Origin of the sequence: Chromobacterium vaccinii, from assembly GCF_000971335.1 — a bacterium.
GTDB classification, from domain to species: Bacteria; Pseudomonadota; Gammaproteobacteria; order Burkholderiales; family Chromobacteriaceae; genus Chromobacterium; species Chromobacterium vaccinii.
Genome location: NZ_JZJL01000064.1, coordinates 1 through 17,346 on the forward strand (window position 1 = coordinate 1; position 17,346 = coordinate 17,346).

A 17,346-nucleotide genomic window follows, 5' to 3' on the forward strand; every position below is an offset into this window, starting at 1 on the left:
GGCGGCGTCGATGGTGACGGTGCCGAGGTTGGTGGTCTTGTTGTCGACGCGGCTGGGGTCGAATACAGACTGGCCTTGATCGGGATCGACGACGTTGAGCTTGCCGATGTAGTCGAGGGTGTTGGTGGGAGAAACGTTGAGGTCCTCGGTGACGGCGCCTTGATCGTTGCCGGTGATCACCGCGGGGTCGTTGGTGCCGAGGACCGTGACGGTAACGGTGGAGGTGGTGCCGTCAGCGCTTTTGATGACGAAGGACTCGAGGCGGGACTCGCCTTCGTTGAGCGCCTGGACGATGGGGGCGCTGTTGTTGAGGTCGTACTTCCAGTTGCCGTTGGCGTCGATGCTGAACGCGCCATAGACGCCGGCGATGTTGGTCTGGGCCTGGAAGAACGATTGTCCTTGATCGACATCCTTGACGGTCAGCACGCCGCCCACTTCCAACAGTTTGTCTTCGATCACGATGCCATGGTCGGTGCCGCCGATCACGGCGGCATCGTTGGTGCCCAGCACATGGATGGTGACCACGGAGGTGGCGGTGCCGTCCTTGGAGGCGACGGTGAACTGCAGCGGAACGGTGTCGCCCTCGCCCAGCGCCTGCACCTTGGCGCTGCCGTTATTGATGGTGAAGGTCCAGGTGCCGTCGGCATTGGCCTGGAAGGTGCCGTAGTCGGTGGTCTGCTGGTAGGGCTGCAGTTGGGCTTGGCCTTGATCGATGTCGACGACGGTCAGTTTGCCGCTGGCCACCGTCTGGGCCGGGGTGTCTTCCTTGACGGTGCCATCGCCGATGTCGCCGGCACCGCCGATGTTGGCCGGGTCGTTGACGCCGTTGACGACGACGATGACGTTATGGGAGGTGCCGTCCTGAGAGTAGACGGTGAACGACTCGGTGCGGGTGTCGCCCTGTCCCAGGTATTGGACCTTGGCATTGTCGACGCTGTAGTGCCAGTTGCCGCTGGCATCGATGGTGAGGCTGCCGAGATTGCCGGCATTGCTGTCGACGCGGGTGGTATTGAATACCGCCTGGCCTTGGTCGGGATCGACGATATTGAGCTTGCCATTGTAGTCCAGAGTGTTGGTCGGCGAGACGTTCTGGTCCTCGGTGACGGCGCCGTCGCTGCCGGTGATGATGGCGGGGTCGTCCTTGCCCTGAATGGTGATGGTGACAGTATGGGTGGTGCCGTCCAGTGACTGGATGGTGAAGGTGCGATCAAAGCGGTCGGCGTTGGTCAGCGCCTGGGCCTTGTCGTTGTCCAGGGTGAAGGTCCACTGGCCGGTGGCGCTGTCAAAGTGGAAGGTGCCGTAGTCCACCTTGACGTCGGCAAGCGGCTTGAAGCCGGATTCGCCTGGATCGGGATCTTTGACCACCAGAGTGCCGCTTACCTGGGTGATGTCGTCCTCCACCACGGTGCCATGATCGGTGCCGCCGAAAACCGCGGGGTCGTTGACCGGGGTGATGCCGACATTGATGGTGACGGTGGCGGTGCCGCCGCGGCCGTCATTGACGGTGACGGTGAATTTGTCGCCGCCGTTATAGTCCTGGGCCGGGGTATAGGTCCAACTGCCATTCGGATTGATGATGACCGCGCCGTGGGCGGGGTCGGAGCCCTTGACGAAGGTGAGGGGGTCGCCGTCGGGGTCGCTGGCGGTGAGCGTGCCGCTGACCGGGGTGTCCTCGTTGGTGGTGACGTTCAGGTCGCCGCTCAGCGGCGCGCCGTTGGCGGCGGTGAAGAACGGCGGCGAATCGGCGGTTTCAATGGCGGCGGCCCGGGCGGCCGGCACTTCCGCAGCCGAGACCGGCGCGCTTTCCTGCGTCAGGCCGGTGAGCGATTCCGTGATGCGGCCGATGCGGATGAAGGAGTGGCCGCTGTTCTCGCCGCCGGCGTCGGTCAGGCCGGCTGCGGCCGGGGCGAGGTTGTCGAAGGGGTTGGCGTTGGGACCAGGATTGGGATTGTCCAGCGCGGCCAGGATTTGCTGGGCCTCCGGCGGCAACGGGGCAATGCTGGCTTCGGTGGCGTCGCTGGGTTGCGCGTGCAGGATCTCGTCGGTCAGGGTGACCTGGCGGCTGCCGTCCACATGCAGAATCTCTCCATTTGCGCGGCTGATGTCGATGGCGGCGCCGTTCTCTAGTTGCAGCTGCTCCCCGGGGAGCAGGATGTCGCCCACTTTCAGGAGGCGTGCCTTGCCGTCGCTGCCGATTGCCTTGACGCTGCCTTGCAGCGAGAGGATTTGTCCTTGAGTGCTGGTGGCCATGGTGAGGCTCCTGAATGGTGGTTTGCCGACTCCAGCAGAATAGCGAGGCATGATCCAGAAAGACATTGTACTGAAGCGCTATGAAATGCATGCTTTTCGTTTTTTGTCTGACAATTTGTTTTGACAGATACAATCCCATAGATCATTTGCATCAATAACAAGCCTGGTACTTTGGACAGGTTTGGCTATAAACCGCTTAACAAGGGGGAGCAAGCGCCGGAATCGCGGGAGGCGGCAGGCGCTGGATAATGTCTGACAACGGATCGTCCCGCAGAGCCCGTTGTCCTGCTGTCGGGGAGTCGACAATGGAACTCTATATGCTCTGCCTGGTTTTCTTTCTGACCGACATCGGCGTCCGGCTGGCGCTGCGCACCCGATCGTGGCGCGCGGTGGAGCTGACGCTGGTGGCCGGCTTGCTGCTGGCCTGGCTGCTGTATCCGCATCTGAGCGACTGGGCGGTGCCGTGGATGCCGCTGGGTTGGGGCATGCTGCTGTACGCGGTGATGGTCGGCCTGCAACTGGGGCTGATGGATGCCGCGCTGCGCACCGGACTCGGCCGCTGGCGCGCGGCGCATGCGCCGGCCAGGCAGACAAGCCGGCGCTGGTGAGCATAAGGCCGCGGCCTTATGCTTGACGAATGGCCATGGGCGGGAGCAGACTTCGCGCTTCCGCCGCGTGACGTATCCTGCAAAAACGCATCGTCGCGGGAATTATCGGAGCCGTTTCGCCGCCCGGCGCGCCGGACTCCTCGCTCTTTCATCGTTCTTTACAGGTACCGCCATCATGGCATCGATCTTTATCCTGTCGCGCCACTTGCTGCGCGACATGCTCGGCGACGAGCCCGTTTCCCCATCCATTCTGTCCTCCGAAGCGCCACCGCGACAACTGCTGGCCGATGACGACCATCTGCGCCGATCGCGGCTGGAGCAGCGCGCCGATCGGCGCCGGCTGGAAATCTGCTCATGCTGATCCTGGCCGAGCCGGACGGCAGGCTGCGGCTGCGCGATTTTCGCGAATCCGATCTCGACGCCTATCTGGCGGCGCGCAAGGGCGCGGCGTTCGGCCGCCATTACGCGCCGGAGCAGATGGGCGCGGATTTCTGCGCGCGGCGGCTGGCTGGTTTCCTGGCGCAGCAGCGGCGAGTGCCGCGCCGCGACTGGCAGCTGGCGATCGAGCGCATCGACGACGGCGCGCTGATCGGCTCGGTCGGCTTGCGCGGCGCGGACGACGGCGAGGCCGAGTTCGGCATCGAGCTGACCGAGACCGCCTGGCGGCAGGGCTACGCGCGGGAGGCGGCCCGGCTGATGCTGGCCTTCGGCCGCGAGCGGCTGGCGTGCCGGCGCTTTCGCGCGCATTGCGCGCCCGGCAACGTGGCGATGCTGCTGCTGGCGCAGAGGCTGGGCTTCGACATGCAGCCGTTGCGCGATGGCCGCCGGCTGGATTTGCTGCTCGCGGCCTGAGGCCGCGCGGTTTTCACAAAGGGGAAGCCGTTTCGTCTTGTCTGGTAGGCAGCATGTGCTGTCCGCCAGGCAAGGAGTTTCCCATGCGTTCCTTTCTGCTGCTTCTATTTGGACTGGCCGCGGCGCTGCCGGCCGCCGCTGCGATCAATTGCGCGCCGGGTTCGGCGGATATCGCTCTGGTGCCGATGCAGGTCGCCGTGCCGCCTGCCGCCAATAGCCGGCTTAACCCGCAGATCAATCTGGAGCATATCTTCTGCGGCGAGATCAACGCCGCTGGTGCGGCCGTGGGTTTCCACGCCCGGCCGGGCGGACACAATCCCGTGTTGGGGGCGGGGGCCGCTGCGCCGTTGGCGGCTCAAATTACCGGTGGCGTGGACTACATCGTGTTGCCCGGCGCGGCCCATCCAGGGCCATATCGCTATGTCGGCGGCGGCATCCAGGTGTATGACGCGGCGGCGGGCGCATGGGTCGCCAAGGGCGGGGCCGGCAGCTCTACGTTCTATCCCGATGCTTGCAACCGGGCGCAGATCATGGCGTCGGTCCGTTATGCGTATACCCACGCCATTGTCGCCGCGCCGCTTGCCGGCGGCCAGTTTGTCGGTCCGTCGGCGCCAGCGGTCAATGCCGCCGGTTATTGTACCGGCGAAAACGGCGCGGTGTTCAGCATCGCCGGTTATCTGAAACCGATCGGCGGGGTGTGGCGGGTGAACACGGCTTATCCGCTGTCGATGTTCTAGCCGCTTGCGCCATCAGCCGCCGGTTTGCCGGCGGTTGATGTCGCCCCGATCGGCGCGAGTTTTGATTTACTCATGCAAAAAAAGGGGATCCATGTGAAATAGCATTGAGATATCTTGACCTTGCGGGGATATGGTATGAGACTTAATCATCCATGACGTGGCGATATTCATCGCTCAAACCATGCCGCCGATAGAGCGGCGACATCCCCGGGAGAAAATGGAAATGACTGCATTGGCAGCGCTGCGCGGCGAGTTCGACGCGCTCAACCGCGATTACCTGGCCATCCACAAGGCCAAGGAAGACCTGTTCTGGGATACGTATATGGCGGTGTCCGACGACGATGCCGGCTTCGCCCGCGCCGAGGGCGCGTTCAAGGACTTCATCTCCAGCCCGCAGCGGCTGGCGCGGACCAAGGCCGCCATCGCCCGGCTGGAGGCGTTGCCGGCCGGCGCCGAGCGCGACGCGCTGCTGCACGGCTTCAATGGCTGGCAGGCGCTGTTCGACAGCAACATCATTGAAAGCGACGAAGCGCGCCAGCTGATGACCGAACTGGTGGCGCTGGAGTCCGAGTTGTTTTCCAAGCGCCGCGGCTACAAGATGCGCCACATCAACGAGGCCGGCGAGCTGGAAGAGGCGACGCTGAGCGGGCTGTCCACCAATATGGGCACCAACCGCGACGAGGCGGCGCGCAAGAGCTCGCACGACGCGCTGATGGGCCTGGAGCGCTGGGCGCTGGACAATGGCTTCATCGCCATCGTGAACAAGCGCAACGCGCTCGCCCGCAGCCTGGGTTACGCCGACTACTTCGAATACAAGGTGAAGAAGAACGAGCAGATGACGCCGGATCAGCTGTTCGCCATTCTGGATGACTTCGAGGCCCGCACCCGCGACGCCAACCAGCGCGCGCTGGACCAGCTGAGGGCCAAGCACGGCGATGGCGCGCTGCTGGCGCACAATCTGCGCTTCCACATGAGCGGCGACGTCACCCGCCAGATGGACCCGTTTCTGCCGTTCGCCAAGGCGGTCGAACGCTGGGTGTTGAGTTTCCGCCGCCTGGGCATCCAGTACCGCGGCGCGACGATGCAGCTCGATCTGATCGAGCGCCAGGGCAAGTACCAGAACGGTTTCTGCCACGGTCCGATTCCATCGTTCTTCGACGGCGAAGCCTGGGTGGCCGGCCAGATCAACTTCACTGCCGACGCCAAGCCGGACCAGGTGGGCAGCGGCGCGCGCGCGATCAACACGCTGTTCCACGAGGGCGGCCACGCCGCCCACTTCGCCAATGTCACGCAGAACGCGCCGTGCTTCTCGCAGGAGTTCGCGCCGACGTCTATGGCCTACGCCGAAACCCAGAGCATGTTCTGCGACAGCCTGCTGGACGACGCCGACTGGCTGAAGCGTTACGCCCGCAATGGCCAGGGCGAGGCGATTCCGGACGAGCTGATCCGCGCCCGCATCGAGGCGACGCAGCCGTTCGCCGCTTACGCCGAGCGCTCGATCGCCGTGGTGGCGTATTTTGAGCGCGCCTTGTACGCGCTGCCGGAAAACGAGCTGAGCGCCGAGCGCATTCTGCAGCTGGCGCGCGACAGCGAGCGGCGCATCCTGGGCATCGCCGTCAGCCCGCGCCCGCTGCTGGCCATTCCGCACCTGTTGAACCAGGAATCGGCCGCCGCCTACCACGGCTACCTGCTGGCGAATATGGCGGTGTACCAGACCCGCGCCTATTTCATCGGCAAGTTCGGCTACCTGACCGACAACCCGGCCATCGGCCCGCTGCTGGCCGAGCACTACTGGGGCCCGGGCAACAGCATCAACCACAATGCCACGCTGCTGCTCCTGACCGGCGAGCCGTTCAACGCCCGCTACCTGGCCGACAGCTGCAACCAGAGCGTGGACGAGGCCTGGGCCGGCGCGCAGAAGTTGATCGCCGACGCCGCCGTCCGCGACTATCCGGCGCAGTATCCGGATACGCTCGCCGCGCATATCCGCCTGGTGCACGGCGCGGAGCTGATCGCCGACAACGCGGCCGGCGACGCGGCGATGTTCGACCGCTTCGAGAGCTGGGTGGCCGGCCATTACCCGGCCAGCGTGCACTGAGTTTTTGCTGGAGCGCGAAGCGGCCGGGTTTTCCCGGCCGTTTTTCATTGCGGAACCAGCTCAGCGCGCCGGCGCCGCGGTTTCTTCCGCCCGATGCGCGGCCCGCGCCGACGGCCGGGCGTCCATGCGCTGGCAGTAGGCATGCCGCGCCGGCCAGAGCGCGATGTCTATTTCGAAGCGCGGCAGCCAGCTCAGCACCGCGTACAGATAGGCGTCGGCGATGCCGAAGCGGTCGCCCAGCAGGCAGGTCTGCGTTTGCGGCCTGTCTTCCAGCCAGTCCAGCCGCTGGAACAGCTTGTCGCGGAATAGTTGCAACGCGGTCTTCGGCAGGCCGGAGCGGAATCGCGGCGCGCTGCCGCCGTGCAGTTCGGCGACGATGAAGTTCAGCATCTCCTGCAGCCGGACCCGCGGCCAACCGCCGTTTTCCAGCGCCAGCGCGGCGATATAGTCCTTGGGATTGATGTCGAGAAAATCGCGGCCGTCGCCGGTTCGCTTGGTCCGGTTGTCGACGCGGACCAGCTCGAACGGCAGGCCGAGTTCGCGCAGCGCGATGTGCGGCGCCAGGGAGCATGCCATGAGGGCGAAATACAGTTCCATCGGGTTCTCCACTTGGTGCGGCGCTTCGCACCGCCCGCGGCGGGGCAATGCCAACGCGATTCAGGCCTCCATGCTGCCGCCTGGCTGCGCTTGCGGTAAAACAAGAATTTCAGCACCCTGTTATTAACTGTGCCGATGGTTGCAAGACGTAGTTTTCATGAGGGGGCGATCGATGATGAACCTGATGCACTGGCGGCTGATGCTGGCGGTAGCTGAGTGCGGCACGGTGACAGAGGCCGCGCGCCGCCACGGCATCACTCAGTCCGGGGCCAGCCAGGTGATCCGGCAGATGGAGCAGACGCTGGGCGCCGAGCTGTTCGTGCGCGACCGCCGCCGCACCCGGCCGACGGCGCTGCGGGATTGGCTGGCAGCCGGGACCGGAATGGATGATTGACGTTTGGGATCGCAGGAACGCGTGTTCCAGCATCAAATGCGCCAAGGAGGAGCAATGAGCCAGATCGGGAGCGAAGTGAGGAGCGTGCGGGCGTACAAGGCGATGCTGCAGGGAGAGGGGGCATTGCCGGACGAGCAGGTATTGGAGATTCTGCAGGCGCAGCGGCAGAGGCTCGATCTGATCACCCGCAAATGGCGGGCCGACGCCAAGAAGCGCCAGGCCGGCGGCGGCGCTGGAGGCGTTGGACAAGCTGGCGCGGGCCTGCGGCGCGGCTGAGCCGAAGCAGCCGAATCCGCCGCCGGCCCCTGGCATGGGCCGGACCGCGAATGGCATGGACAAGCTTTAGCGCCTGCTCGGCGGCGCTCGGCCTTATTGCTGGCGGTAGATCAGCCGGCCTTCCAGCAACAGTTCGCTGGCGGCCAGGGCCAGATTGTTACCGGGGGCGGCGCGGTCGAACACGAAGCGCTGGCCCTGGTATTCGATCCAGGCGCTGATCGGCTCGCCCTGGAAGCGGCCGAGGATTTCCTCGGAGCGCAGCACGTCGGCGTCGGCCGGCAGCATCAGGCCCTTGGGCGCGCTGTCGGCCTGTTCCAGATCCCACTTGTCATTGTTGATCGGCTGAGGATCGTGGCGGGTGGCGGACTTCATCCACAAGCGGAACATCCACAGCGGCAGCAGCACGCGGTGCACGCGCTTGTCGTCGGTGATCACGCAGGCCACCGGGAAGCGCTGCTCGCACTGAGGACAGCAGGCTTCGGCGGACAGGTAGATCTTGCCGTGCATCAGGCTGGCCAGGCCTTCCATGTGCTCGGCGCCCACCATGGCGCGGCACTGCGGGCAGTGCTTGCCGAAACGGCGCACGCTGTTGCCGTTGGCGAAGGTCAGCGGAAGGAAGCGGGAAATCTTGTCTGGTCGTGCCATTGCTGAGGTCCGGATAGCCTGGAAAGCGCCGCCGGACCGAAGGGTCGCGGCGGCCGTCTCGAACTGGGGATTATAACCCCTAGCCGTGACAAGAGAAATGCAGGCGGCAAGCCAGCCGGTGGCGCTCGCCCGGCGCCAGCGCGCGCGCGTCGTCGCCGGCGTTGGCGGTTTCCACGCAGACGAAGCGCCGCCAGTCCTCGTCCGGCAGATCGGCCAGCTTTCGCGCCTTGGCCGGCGCCGGGTTCCACACCACCGCGCTGGCCGAGCCTTCCGGCTGGATGGCGATGTCGCGTCGCCAGCCGGCGTCGCGCAGCGTCGCGGCCTGGCTGGAATACACCACCAGGTCCACCTCGCCGACGAAACGGAAGGGGCCGGCCGGCAGGGCGGAGCGGGCGTCGGCCACCTTGTCGTGTACCGGGGCGTTTTCCAGGCCCAGCAGCTCGACGCTGTCGATGTCGGACACCGCGAAATAGCTGTGCAGCGCGGCGCTGAGGGTGTGCGCGGCATCGCCATGGTTGGTGGTGGCCAGCGCGATGGCGGCGCCGTCGGGGCCGATGCGGAAATCCAGCTCGGCGGCCAGATCGCCGTGGCGCGGGCCATCCAGTTTCACGTGGAACACTTCGCCGTCGCGGCTGGCGTCGCGCAGGGTCCAGAGCTGCTGGCGGGCGACGCCGTGCGCCGGCTGGCCGGCATCGGACGGATGCGGGCCGAACCACGGCCAGCACACCGGCACGCCGCCGCGTATCGCCTTGCCCGGCTGGCAGGCGGTTTGCGGCGACAGGTAGAGCAGCGGCGGCTCGCCGTCGCGGCGGTAGTCGATCAACTGGCCGCCCAGCAGGGCGATGCGGGCGGAGAAGCCGTCGCCGGCCAGCAGAATCTGGTCGACGCCCGGCGCCAGGGGGGCCAGGCTCAGGCCTTGCGGAAGGAACATCGCGCGCTCCATCGGAATCGGAAAAGACCGATGATAGCGCGCGGCGGGACGGTTCAGCGCGTCATTCGATCAAGCCCAGCCGCCGCCACAGCGCGCGCAGCGTCCACAGCGGGCCGATCAGCAGGAATTGCAGATCCTGGGTGAACGACGGCTTTTTGCCTTCGCGCGCGTGGCCGGCGAACTGGCCGGCCCAGGCCAGCGCGAACACCAGCAGCGAGACGATGCCCAGCGGCAGGCCCTGGCTTTGGGCGATGGTCAAGAGCAGCAACGCCAGGCCGCTTAGCACGGCCATCACCAGCGCCGCCGCGCGCGACAGCCGCCAGTACCAGGCCACGGCGGCCAGCGCCGCCAGCCAGGCCCAGGGCAGCGGGCCGGGCAGCACGATCAGCATGCCCAGCAGCGACAGCGCGATCAGCGGCACGCACAGCTTGTGCATGGCGATGTTGAACGGATGGCGGTGGCTTTCGTCGTAGGCCGCCAGCCACTGCGGCAGGGTCATCATGGTTTCGCCTCCCTTTATCTGCGCTGGATCAGCCAGCGATGCGGCCGCTCGCGCTACAATCGCTCATTCCCGTCAAGACTGGAGCCAAGGTGTCAGACGCCGCCCAACCCCGTTACCAGCGCATCAAGGACTACATCCTGTCCGGCATTCGCGACCGCCACTTTCTGCCTGGCTGCAAGATTCCGCCGGAGCTGGAGCTGGCGCGGCAGTTCGGCGTGTCGCGCATGACGGTCAACAAGGCGGTGCGCGACCTGGCCGAGGCCGGCATCCTGCTGCGCTTCGCCGGCGACGGCACCTATGTCGCCGAGCGCAAGGCGGAGTCGCCGCTGCTGGACATCAACAATATCGCCGCCGAAATCGAGGCGCGCGGCCATCGCCACACCGCCCACGTGATTCTGCTGGAGGCGGCGCCGGCCAGCGAAGAGGTGGCGCTGCGGCTCAGCATGCGCGCCGGCGGCGCCGTCTACCATTCGCTGATCGTCCATTGCGAGGACGAGGTGCCGATCCAGCTGGAGGACCGCTACGTCAATCCGTCCTTCGCGCCCGACTATCTGCGGCAGGATTTCTCCGAACGCACGCCCAACGACTACCTGATGCAGAGCTGCCCGCTCACCGATATCGAGCATAGCGTGGAAGCGGTGCTGCCGGGGGCGGCGGAGCAGGCATTGCTGGGCATCGCCGCCGCCGAGCCCTGCCTGCTGGTGCTGCGCCGCACCTGGTCGCACAAGAAGCTGGTCAGCTTCGCCCGGCTCACCCATCCGGGGCTGCGTTACAAGCTGCGTTCGCAGACGCGGGTGAAGAAGTAAACGGTATATACAATTAACCGACAATCGCAGAAAAAACGGCCGCCTGACAAGCGGCCGTTTTTTATTGCCATGCAACATCAGTACCTTGCATGAGACAGTCTGGGAAAAGATTTTCCCTTGCGCTTGACACCGGCAGTCCAGGCGATTAAATGTATATACAAATAATCCGGCAGGACGACCATGAACGTTCCCCATCCCCACCGGCCCAGCCTGTGGCTGAACGCCAAGCTGGCCACCATGGACCCGGTCCATGACGCGCCCTACGGCGCGCTGGAAGGCCATGCGCTGCTGTTGCGCGACGGCCACATCGAGGCGGTGCTGCCGCAGGCCGGCGTCGACGCCGCCGCTTTCGACGGAGAGGTGTTCGACCTGCAGGGACGCTGGATCACGCCGGGCTTCATCGATTGCCACACCCACCTGGTGTACGGCGGTAGCCGCGCGGCGGAATGGGAAAAGCGGCTCACCGGCGTGCCTTATCAGCAGATCGCCGCCGAGGGCGGCGGCATCGTCTCCACCGTCCGCGCCACTCGCTGGCTGGACGAGGAGGAGCTGGCGCTGGCCAGCTTGCCGCGGCTGAAAGCCTTGATGGCCGAAGGCGTGACCACGGTGGAGATCAAGTCCGGCTACGGCCTGACCCAGGCCGACGAGCTGAAGCAGCTGGCCGCCGCGCGACGGCTGGAAGCGTCCTTGCCGGTGGAGGTGGCGACGACCTTGCTGGCCGCCCACGCGGTGCCGCCGGAATACGCCGGCGACGCCGACGGCTATGTCGACTTGGTGGTCGAATCCATTCTGCCGGTGGGGGCGCGGGCCGGCCTGGCCGAGGCGGTGGACGTGTTCTGCGAGAGCGTGGGATTCACGCCGGCGCAGACCCGCCGCGTGTTCGAGGCGGCGCGCGCCCATGGCCTGAAAGTGAAGGGCCATGTCGAGCAGCTGTCCAACCTCCACGGCGCGGAGCTGGTGGCCGAATTCGGCGGCCTGTCGGCCGACCACATCGAATATCTGGACGATGCCGGCGTCGAGGCCCTGGGCCGTGCCGGCACTGTGGCGGTGCTGCTGCCCGGCGCTTTCTATTTCCTGCGCGAAACGCAAAAACCGCCGGTGGACAAGCTGCGCGCCGCCGGCGTGCCGATGGCGGTGTCCACTGACCTGAACCCTGGCACCAGCCCGTTCGCCTCCATCCGGCTGGCGATGAACCAGGCCTGCGTCTTGTTCGGCCTGACGCCGGAAGAGGCGCTGGCCGGCGTCACCCGCCACGCGGCGCGGGCGCTGGGCCGCGGCGACACCCATGGCCGGCTGGCCGCCGGCTGCGTCGCCGACCTGTTGGTCTGGGACATCGCCCACCCGGCCGAGCTGGCCTACAGCGTCGGCGTGCCGCTGTTGAAGCGGCGGGTGTTCCGCGGCACGGCGCAACATATCGACTGATTACCGTTCGGCCCGCCGGACGCCAGCGCGCTTCCGGCCGGGACGGCAATAAAGGAAGCATGCTCATGGTGGACATGAAGATCTGGACCGGCCGCGTGGACGCGGCCGAAGGCGAGGCGGCCAAACGCTGGCATCAGGCGGTGCAGCCGCTGCCTGAAAGAGGCGCGCCGGGGATCGCCATCATCGGCTTCGCCTGCGACGAGGGCGTGCGCCGCAACCAGGGCCGCGTCGGCGCGGCCGCCGGCCCGCAGGCGCTGCGCAAGGCGCTGGCCAACCTGGCCTGGCACCCGACCTTGCCCTTGTACGACGCCGGCGACGTCGCGTGCGCCGACGGCGACCTGGCAGCCGCGCAGCAGCGTTTGGGCGAGCGCGTGACGCAAGCGATTGCCGCCGGCCATCTGCCGCTGGTGCTGGGCGGCGGCCACGAAACCGCCTACGGCCACTGGCTGGGTTTGTCTGCGGCGCATCCGGACAAACGCATCGGCGTGATCAATTTCGACGCCCATTTCGACCTGCGCCAAGCCGACGAGGCCACCAGCGGCACGCCGTTCGCGCAGATCGCCGCCGACTGCGCCCGCCACGGCCGCGTGTTCCGCTACCTGTGCCTGGGTGTGGCCGAAACCGCCAACACCCAGGCGCTGTTCGACACCGCCCGCGCGCTGGGCGCCGAGTGGCGGCTGGACACCGAGATGACCGGCTGGCAGCTGGCCGACATCCGCGGCCAGCTGGCCGAATTCCTCGACAGCGTCGACGCCGTCTACCTGACCATCGATCTGGACGTGCTGCCGGCGGCGCAGATGCCGGCGGTGTCGGCCCCGGCCGGCTACGGCGTCGACATTGCCGTGGTGGAGGCGCTGACTTCGCGCATCGCCAAGAGCGGCAAGCTCGCCGGCGCCGATCTGGTGGAATTCAATCCCGCATTCGATATCGACAGCCATGGCGCCAAGGCGGCGGCGCGGCTGGCCTGGAGCCTGAGCCGCCACCTGCGCCGTTGACGATCGCGCGATTCAAGGAAAACAGAGGAGAGAGAACCATGACCGACCCGCGTTTTGACGCTTCCCGCCACATCCGCGCGCCGCGCGGCAACCAGCTCACATGTAAAAGCTGGCTGACCGAAGCCGCCTATCGGATGATCCAGAACAATCTGGACGCCGAGGTGGCCGAGCACCCGCAAAGCCTGGTGGTGTACGGCGGCATCGGCCGCGCCGCCCGCAACTGGGAGTGCTACGACAAGATCCTGGAAACCCTGCAGCGGCTGGGAGACGACGAGACGCTGCTGGTTCAGTCTGGCAAGCCGGTCGGCGTGTTCAAGACCCACGAAAACGCGCCGCGCGTGCTGATCGCCAACTCCAATCTGGTGCCGCACTGGGCCAACTGGGAGCACTTCAACGAGCTCGATAAAAAGGGCCTGATGATGTACGGCCAGATGACGGCCGGCTCCTGGATCTACATCGGCTCGCAGGGCATCGTGCAGGGTACATATGAGACATTTGTGGCTGTTGCAAGGCAGCACTTCGACGGCAAGCCGCAGGGCCGCTGGATTCTGACCGGCGGCTTGGGCGGCATGGGCGGCGCGCAGCCTCTGGCCGCGACCATGGCGGGATTTTCCATGATCGCCGTCGAATGCGACGAAACCCGCATCGATTTCCGCCTGAAAACCCGTTATGTCGACCGCAAGGCCACCACCTTGGACGAGGCGCTAGCCATCGTCGAGGACGCCAAGCAGTCGGGCAAGGCGGTGTCGGTGGGCCTCTTGGGCAACGCCGCCGACGTGTTCGCCGAACTGGTGGCGCGCGGCATCACCCCGGACGTGGTCACCGACCAGACCTCCGCCCACGACCCGGTGCACGGCTATCTGCCGCAGGGCTGGACCGTGGCCCAGTGGCGCGACAAGCAGAAAACCGCCGCCGCCGAGATCACCGCCGCCGCCAAGAAATCCATGGCGGTGCAGGTGCGCGCGATGCTGACGTTGCAGGAGCGTGGCGCGGCCACGCTGGACTACGGCAACAACATCCGCCAGATGGCGCTGGAAGAGGGCGTGCAAAACGCTTTCGACTTCCCCGGCTTCGTCCCGGCCTATGTGCGCCCGCTGTTCTGCGAAGGCATCGGCCCCTTCCGCTGGGTGGCGCTGTCCGGCGATCCGGAAGACATCTACAAGACCGACCAGAAGGTGAAGGAGCTGATCCCCGACGATCCGCACCTGCACAACTGGCTGGACATGGCCAAGGAGCGCATCGCCTTCCAGGGCCTGCCGGCGCGCATCTGCTGGGTGGGCCTGAAAGACCGCGCCCGCCTGGGCCAGGCCTTCAACGAGATGGTGAAGAACGGCGAGCTGAAGGCCCCCATCGTCATCGGCCGCGACCACCTGGATTCCGGCTCGGTCGCCAGCCCCAACCGCGAAACCGAAAGCATGCGCGACGGCTCCGACGCCGTGTCCGACTGGCCGCTGCTGAACGCCTTGCTGAATACCGCCGGCGGCGCCACCTGGGTCTCGCTGCACCACGGCGGCGGCGTGGGCATGGGTTTCTCCCAGCATTCCGGCGTGGTCATCGTCTGCGACGGCAGCGACGCCGCGTCCGAACGCCTGGGCCGCGTGCTGCGCAACGATCCGGGTACCGGCGTGATGCGCCATGCCGACGCCGGCTACGACATCGCGGTGAACTGCGCCAAGGAACAGGGCCTGGATTTGCCGATGCTGAAGTAAGAACCTGTTTACGATCTGCTGCGCGTCGGCGATACGGCGTTGAAACCGTCTTCAGAATGCTCATGTACCGTATGTACATTCCGCTTCTTCAGCCGTTTTCGCCTTGTCTCGCTCTAGCTCGCGAGATCGTAAAGCCGGTTCTAAGCGCGATAGGGCGGGGGCCCCGCTTGCAGTGTCACAGGAGAGGTTGAAGTGGAAGCGACAGACCTGATCGGCGAATGGAAGCTGGACGAATTCATCGTCCATCGCGAAAGCGGCGAGGCCTTTCATTGGCCGGGCGAGCAAAGAGGCACGCTGATCTACACCGCCGGCGGCTACGTCAGCGTCGCGCAGAACCGCCAGCCGCTGGCCAACCCCAGCCCGGAAGACGCGCAGCGAGTGTCCAACTTCTACACCGGCCGCTGGTGGCTGGGCGAGGAGCCGGGCGTGGTCTATCACACCGCCTTGCAGTCGAACGCGCCGGCGGTGATCGGCCAGACCATGCGCCGCGAAGTGGAGCGGCTGCCGGACGGGCGATTGCAATTGTCCGGACAAGGGTTGAAAGAAAAGGTGACGCTGATCTGGTCGCGTTTGTGACTGATTGGCGCCCATAGCAAGAACATAAGAAGCATAGAGAGACAGAAGCCATGAGCATCCTCAACATCGTACCGGGCCGGCTGACGCTGGCCGACCTGCGCCGCGTTTCACGTGAAACTGGCCTGCAATTGAAGATCGATCCGTCCGCCTACGCGGAGATCGACGCTTCCGCCGCCACCGTGGCGCGCGTGCTGTCGGAAGGCCGCACCGTCTACGGCATCAACACCGGCTTCGGCCTGCTGGCCAGCACCAAGATCGCCACCGACGAGCTGGAGCTGCTGCAACGCTCCATCGTGCTGTCGCACGCCGCCGGCATCGGTGCGCCGATGGAAGACAGCACCGTGCGGCTGGTGATGGCGTTGAAAATCAACTCGTTGGCGCGCGGCTTTTCCGGCATCCGCCGCGAAGTGATCGACGCGCTGGTCACGCTGTTCAACCGCCAGATCTACCCGGTGATTCCGCAGAAGGGCTCGGTCGGCGCGTCCGGCGACCTGGCGCCGCTGTCGCATATGAGCGCGGTGCTGATCGGCGAGGGCGAAGCCTTCGTCGACGGCGTGCGGGTGCCGGGCTCGGTGGCGATGCGCTCCGCCGGTCTGGAACCGATCATGCTGGCGCCGAAGGAAGGCCTGGCGCTGCTGAACGGCACCCAGGCGTCCACCGCCTTCGCGCTGGAAGGCCTGTTCGCCGCCGAAGACCTGTACGTGTCGGCCACCGTGGCCGGCAGCCTGTCGGTGGAAGCCGCGCTGGGCAGCCGCACTCCGTTTGACGCGCGCATCCACGAAGTGCGCGGCCACCAGGGCCAGATCGACGCCGCCCGTTTGTACCGCGAGCTGCTGGCGCACAGTCAGATCGAGCAATCGCATGAAAACTGCGGCAAGGTGCAGGACCCGTACAGCCTGCGCTGCCAGCCGCAGGTGATGGGCGCCTGCCTGACCCAGATCCGCAATGCCGCCGAAGTGCTGCGCGTCGAGGCCAACGCGGTGTCCGACAACCCGCTGGTGTTCGCCGGCGACAACGACATCCTGTCCGGCGGCAACTTCCACGCCGAGCCGGTGGCTTTCGCCGCCGACAACCTGGCGCTGGCCATCGCCGAGATCGGCTCGCTGTCCGAACGCCGGATGGCGCTGCTGATCGACAGCAATCTGTCCAAGCTGCCGCCCTTCCTGGTCAACAACGGCGGCGTCAACTCCGGCTTCATGATCGCCCAGGTGACCTCCGCGGCGCTGGCCAGCGAAAACAAGTCGCTGGCGCATCCGGCCTCGGTGGATAGCCTGCCCACCAGCGCCAACCAGGAAGACCACGTGTCGATGGCCACCTTCGCCGGCCGCCGCCTGAAGGACATGGCCGGCAATACCGCCGGCATCTTGGGCGTCGAGTTGCTGGCCGCCTGCCAGGGCATAGACTTCCGCGCGCCGAATAAATCCAGCGACAAGCTGGAAGCGGCCAAGGGGATGCTGCGCGAGCAGGTGCCGTTCTACGACAAGGACCGTTATTTCGCGCCGGACATCGAGAAGGCCGCGGCGCTGGTGGCCAGCGGCCGCTTCAACGGCCTGATCGACGGCGAGGTGTTGCCGTCGTTGTGAGGCGTAGGGCGCGTCACCCGCAAGGGCGACGCGCCATTGACGTGGTGATAAGAGGGGCAGGCCGGATGGCTTGCCCTTTTGTTTGGGTGCTATGTTGAGTGAGTCAGCTTCTGGGATTGGTTTGTGGTGCCCGCTGTGCGGCCTGCTACGTGTCGCAGTCGGGTGAACCACTCTGTAGGGCGACGATCCGTTTTTGGTGTTGTGTCCGCTGCGCGGACGATGATTTTGATGGCGGGGCTGTCCGCCAGGCAGGTCGGGGAGCTGTTTCGCCAGCTCCCCGACACCCCTAGGCGACCCCAGCAGCGCGGCGAAACCCCGTCTCCAAAGCCATTCCCAAGGAGCCGCCGGAACAAGCGGGGCGCTAA

Annotated in this window: 18 protein-coding genes; 13 read left to right on the forward strand and 5 right to left on the reverse strand. The window is 66.2% G+C overall.

Annotation, left to right across the window (positions count from 1 at the left end):
- Positions 1-2,250, reverse strand: a 2,250-nt coding sequence (locus VL52_RS20790; RefSeq protein WP_082113860.1) for a retention module-containing protein, incomplete at its 3' end; no start/stop codon positions are given.
- A 305-nt stretch (positions 2,251-2,555) separates the two neighbouring features.
- Here VL52_RS20790 and VL52_RS20795 point away from each other — a divergent pair.
- The 5 genes from VL52_RS20795 (at position 2,556) to VL52_RS20815 (ending at position 6,545) form a co-directional block, all read left to right on the forward strand.
- Positions 2,556-2,858 (forward strand): hypothetical protein, encoded by a 303-nt coding sequence (locus tag VL52_RS20795; protein WP_144410355.1) that lies wholly within the window; start codon positions 2,556-2,558, stop codon positions 2,856-2,858.
- A gap of 175 nt (positions 2,859-3,033) precedes the next feature.
- Positions 3,034-3,219, forward strand: a complete 186-nt coding sequence (locus VL52_RS20800; protein ID WP_046158840.1) for a hypothetical protein — start codon at positions 3,034-3,036, stop codon at positions 3,217-3,219.
- Positions 3,213-3,710, forward strand: a complete 498-nt coding sequence (locus VL52_RS20805) for a GNAT family N-acetyltransferase (RefSeq protein WP_046158841.1) — start codon at positions 3,213-3,215, stop codon at positions 3,708-3,710. Before VL52_RS20800 ends, VL52_RS20805 begins: the two co-directional genes overlap by 7 nt.
- A gap of 83 nt (positions 3,711-3,793) precedes the next feature.
- Positions 3,794-4,447 (forward strand): EndoU domain-containing protein, encoded by a 654-nt coding sequence (locus VL52_RS20810; RefSeq protein ID WP_046158842.1) that lies wholly within the window; start codon positions 3,794-3,796, stop codon positions 4,445-4,447.
- Between the two features lie 223 nt (positions 4,448-4,670).
- A complete protein-coding gene (locus VL52_RS20815; RefSeq protein ID WP_046158843.1) occupies positions 4,671-6,545 on the forward strand; it encodes a M3 family metallopeptidase in 1,875 nt (624 codons plus the stop codon).
- Positions 6,546-6,605: 60 nt separating this feature from the next.
- On the opposite strand, the gene VL52_RS20820 is transcribed toward VL52_RS20815, so the two are convergent.
- Positions 6,606-7,142, reverse strand: coding sequence for a glutathione binding-like protein (locus VL52_RS20820; RefSeq protein WP_046158844.1), 537 nt, complete (start codon positions 7,140-7,142; stop codon positions 6,606-6,608).
- Positions 7,143-7,314: 172 nt separating this feature from the next.
- On the opposite strand from VL52_RS20820, the gene VL52_RS20825 reads away from it, so the two are divergent.
- Both VL52_RS20825 and VL52_RS20830 read left to right on the forward strand, forming a co-directional pair.
- Complete coding sequence (locus VL52_RS20825) at positions 7,315-7,536, forward strand: helix-turn-helix domain-containing protein (protein WP_046158845.1); 222 nt, start codon at positions 7,315-7,317, stop codon at positions 7,534-7,536.
- A 54-nt stretch (positions 7,537-7,590) separates the two neighbouring features.
- On the forward strand, positions 7,591-7,812 hold the full coding sequence (locus VL52_RS20830) for a hypothetical protein (protein WP_046158846.1): 222 nt from the start codon (positions 7,591-7,593) through the stop codon (positions 7,810-7,812).
- Between the two features lie 93 nt (positions 7,813-7,905).
- Here the strand turns inward: VL52_RS20830 and VL52_RS20835 are convergent, their stop codons facing one another.
- From VL52_RS20835 to VL52_RS20845, 3 genes are all read right to left on the reverse strand, one after another.
- Positions 7,906-8,457 carry a hypothetical protein gene (locus VL52_RS20835; protein ID WP_021475197.1) on the reverse strand — a complete coding sequence of 184 codons (552 nt, stop codon included), beginning with the start codon at positions 8,455-8,457 and terminating at the stop codon, positions 7,906-7,908.
- A 79-nt stretch (positions 8,458-8,536) separates the two neighbouring features.
- Entirely contained in the window at positions 8,537-9,388 is an 852-nt protein-coding gene (locus VL52_RS20840; protein WP_082113864.1) for a D-hexose-6-phosphate mutarotase, read from the reverse strand.
- 61 nt (positions 9,389-9,449) lie between these two features.
- Positions 9,450-9,890 (reverse strand): Mpo1 family 2-hydroxy fatty acid dioxygenase, encoded by a 441-nt coding sequence (locus VL52_RS20845; RefSeq protein WP_046158848.1) that lies wholly within the window; start codon positions 9,888-9,890, stop codon positions 9,450-9,452.
- 89 nt (positions 9,891-9,979) lie between these two features.
- Between VL52_RS20845 and hutC the strand changes: the two genes are divergently transcribed.
- From hutC to hutH, 6 genes are all read left to right on the forward strand, one after another.
- The gene (gene hutC / locus VL52_RS20850) at positions 9,980-10,696 is read left to right on the forward strand and encodes a histidine utilization transcriptional repressor HutC (RefSeq protein WP_046158854.1); all 717 of its coding nucleotides are present in this window, start codon (positions 9,980-9,982) and stop codon (positions 10,694-10,696) included.
- A gap of 180 nt (positions 10,697-10,876) precedes the next feature.
- Positions 10,877-12,118, forward strand: a complete 1,242-nt coding sequence (hutI, locus tag VL52_RS20855) for an imidazolonepropionase (protein ID WP_046158849.1) — start codon at positions 10,877-10,879, stop codon at positions 12,116-12,118.
- Positions 12,119-12,183: 65 nt separating this feature from the next.
- Positions 12,184-13,113, forward strand: a complete 930-nt coding sequence (gene hutG / locus VL52_RS20860; RefSeq protein WP_046158850.1) for a formimidoylglutamase — start codon at positions 12,184-12,186, stop codon at positions 13,111-13,113.
- A gap of 38 nt (positions 13,114-13,151) precedes the next feature.
- On the forward strand, positions 13,152-14,822 hold the full coding sequence (gene hutU, locus VL52_RS20865; RefSeq protein WP_046158851.1) for a urocanate hydratase: 1,671 nt from the start codon (positions 13,152-13,154) through the stop codon (positions 14,820-14,822).
- A 192-nt stretch (positions 14,823-15,014) separates the two neighbouring features.
- Positions 15,015-15,398 (forward strand): lipocalin-like domain-containing protein, encoded by a 384-nt coding sequence (locus VL52_RS20870; protein WP_082113863.1) that lies wholly within the window; start codon positions 15,015-15,017, stop codon positions 15,396-15,398.
- 50 nt (positions 15,399-15,448) lie between these two features.
- Positions 15,449-16,981: a histidine ammonia-lyase gene (gene hutH, locus VL52_RS20875; protein WP_046158852.1), complete on the forward strand. Its 1,533-nt coding sequence runs from the start codon at positions 15,449-15,451 to the stop codon at positions 16,979-16,981.
- Positions 16,982-17,346 lie beyond the last annotated feature (365 nt).